Consider the following 3399-nt stretch of genomic DNA (forward strand, 5'->3'; position numbering starts at 1 on the left):
TGTTCTTTAAAAAAATAGAAACAAGCTGAAAACTGAGAGATTTTCTAAAGTAGAAAGTCTGAGTAATCTAAAATCTTAGCTGAACAAAAGCAGCTAAGTGTTTAGTCTAAATCATTAACCACAAGTATATCAATATGCCTCGCGCATAATAAAATACTTGAGGTTGTATAGTTAAGTGACTAAGCGTACACGGTGGATGCCTTGGCAATCAGAGGCGATGAAGGACGTGCTAATCTGCGATAAGCTTGGATGAGTTGATAAGAAACGTATAATCCAAGATCTCCGAATGGGGAAACCCACTAGATGATGAATCTAGTATTTATTACCCAATACATAAGTAATAAAAGCAAACCGGGAGAACTGAAACATCTAAGTAACCCGAGGAAAAGAAATCAACCGAGATTCCGTTAGTAGCGGCGAGCGAACGTGGAAAAGCCAGTTAGTGATAACCCATACATTAGAGGAAGTAGCTGGGAAGCTACATCATAGAGGGTGATAATCCCGTACTCGAAAATATGTGGGCCGTACTAAACTAACAACAAGTAAGGCGGGACACGAGAAATCCTGTCTGAAGATGGGGGCACCATCCTCCAAGGCTAAATACTCCTGATTGACCGATAGTGAACCAGTACTGTGAAGGAAAGGCGAAAAGAACCCCTGTGAGGGGAGTGAAATAGAACCTGAAACCGTGTACGTACAAGCAGTGGGAGCCCTCAGGGTGACTGCGTACCTTTTGTATAATGGGTCAGCGACTTATATTTTGTAGCAAGGTTAACTGTTTAAGGGAGCCGAAGGGAAACCGAGTCTTAACTGGGCGTATAGTTGCAAAGTATAGACCCGAAACCCGGTGATCTAGCCATGGGCAGGTTGAAGATTGGGTAACACTAATTGGAGGACCGAACCGACTAATGTTGAAAAATTAGCGGATGACCTGTGGCTGGGGGTGAAAGGCCAATCAAACCGGGAGATAGCTGGTTCTCCCCGAAATCTATTTAGGTAGAGCCTTGAGCGAACACCTTCGGGGGTAGAGCACTGTTTCGGCTAGGGGTCCATCCCGGATTACCAACCCGATGCAAACTGCGAATACCGAAGAGTGATACTCAGGAGACACACGGTGGGTGCTAACGTCCATCGTGAAGAGGGAAACAACCCAGACCGCCAGCTAAGGTCCCAAAGTACTAGTTAAGTGGGAAACGAAGTGGGAAGGCTTAGACAGCTAGGATGTTGGCTTAGAAGCAGCCACCATTTAAAGAAAGCGTAATAGCTCACTAGTCGAGTCGGCCTGCGCGGAAGATGTAACGGGGCTAAAACTAGTCACCGAAGCTGCGGCATTAGTAGTAATACTAATGGGTAGGGGAGCGTTCTGTAAGCGGATGAAGGCGAATCGAAAGGTTCTCTGGACGTATCAGAAGTGCGAATGCTGACATAAGTAACGATAAAACGAGTGAAAAACTCGTTCGCCGGAAGACCAAGGGTTCCTGTCCAACGTTAATCGGGGCAGGGTGAGTCGGCCCCTAAGGCGAGGCTGAAAAGCGTAGTCGATGGAAAACGGGTTAATATTCCCGTACTCGGATAAACTGCGATGTGGGGACGGAGAAGGTTAGGTTAGCAGACCGTTGGATGTCTGTTTAAGCCTGTAGGTGGTACATCTAGGCAAATCCGGATGTGCTTAACACCGAGACGTGATGACGAAGTGCTACGGCATTGAAGTAACCAATACCACGCTTCCAGGAAAAGCCACTAAGCTTCAGGTTTATCTGAACCGTACTATAAACCGACACAGGTGGTCAGGTAGAGAATACTCAGGCGCTTGAGAGAACTCGGGTGAAGGAACTAGGCAAAATAGCACCGTAACTTCGGGAGAAGGTGCGCCGGCGTAAGTTGTAGGAGCTTGCCTCCGATGGCTGAACCGGTCGAAGATACCAGCTGGCTGCAACTGTTTATTAAAAACACAGCACTCTGCAAACACGAAAGTGGACGTATAGGGTGTGATGCCTGCCCGGTGCTGGAAGGTTAATTGATGGTGTTATCGAAAGAGAAGCTCCTGATCGAAGCCCCAGTAAACGGCGGCCGTAACTATAACGGTCCTAAGGTAGCGAAATTCCTTGTCGGGTAAGTTCCGACCTGCACGAATGGCATAATGATGGCCAGGCTGTCTCCACCCGAGACTCAGTGAAATTGAAATCGCCGTGAAGATGCGGTGTACCCGCGGCTAGACGGAAAGACCCCGTGAACCTTTACTATAGCTTGACACTGAACATTGAATCTTGATGTGTAGGATAGGTGGGAGCCTGTGAAACAGTCACGCCAGTGATTGCGGAGGCATCCTTGAAATACCACCCTTTAACGTTTGATGTTCTAACGAAGATTACGAAACGTGGTCTCGGACAGTGTCTGGTGGGTAGTTTGACTGGGGCGGTCTCCTCCCAAAGAGTAACGGAGGAGCACGAAGGTTTGCTAATCACGGTCGGACATCGTGAGGTTAGTGCAATGGTAGAAGCAAGCTTAACTGCGAGACTGACACGTCGAGCAGGTGCGAAAGCAGGTCATAGTGATCCGGTGGTTCTGAATGGAAGGGCCATCGCTCAACGGATAAAAGGTACTCCGGGGATAACAGGCTGATACCGCCCAAGAGTTCATATCGACGGCGGTGTTTGGCACCTCGATGTCGGCTCATCACATCCTGGGGCTGAAGTAGGTCCCAAGGGTATGGCTGTTCGCCATTTAAAGTGGTACGCGAGCTGGGTTTAGAACGTCGTGAGACAGTTCGGTCCCTATCTGCCGTGGGCGTTGGAGAATTGAGAGGGGCTGCTCCTAGTACGAGAGGACCGGAGTGGACGCATCACTGGTGTTCCAGTTGTCTCGCCAGAGGCATTGCTGGGTAGCTACATGTGGAAGAGATAAGTGCTGAAAGCATCTAAGCACGAAACTTGCCTCAAGATGAGTTCTCCCTAACTATAAGTTAGTAAGGGTTGTTGGAGACTACGACGTAGATAGGTCTGGTGTGTAAGTGGTGTGAGCCATTGAGCTAATGGATACTAATTGCCCGAGAGGCTTAACTATACAACGCTCAAGTGTTTTTGGTGTGGTTTAGGGGTAGGCGCGATAAGCCAGAGGAAGGATTATCGGATAGTCTGCAGAGACTAAGAGGTCTCAGAGAGAAGGAAATACTCAGACAGCTTGTTTTTAGTTTTATGACACTATAAAAGAACAAAGAAATAACAATCAATAGATAACAATCAGTCAATCAATAAATAAACAGACAAACAAAGACAGAATATCATCACCAGAATATTCTGGCGACAACAGTGCAGTGGTCCCACCTGAATCCATCCCGAACTCAGAAGTGAAACGCTGTTACGCCGATGGTAGTGTGGGGCTTCCCCATGTGAGAGTAGG

Annotated in this window: 2 rRNA genes; both read left to right on the plus strand. The window is 47.8% G+C overall.

The window, feature by feature from the left end:
- Positions 1-169: 169 nt before the first annotated feature.
- Positions 170-3063 (plus strand): 23S ribosomal RNA (locus BMX01_RS07725).
- A 232-nt stretch (positions 3064-3295) separates the two neighbouring features.
- Positions 3296-3399 (plus strand): 5S ribosomal RNA (gene rrf, locus BMX01_RS07730); the annotation flags it as partial.

It is taken from the genome of [Haemophilus] ducreyi, assembly GCF_900109315.1.
Lineage (GTDB): Bacteria > Pseudomonadota > Gammaproteobacteria > Enterobacterales > Pasteurellaceae > Haemophilus_B > Haemophilus_B ducreyi.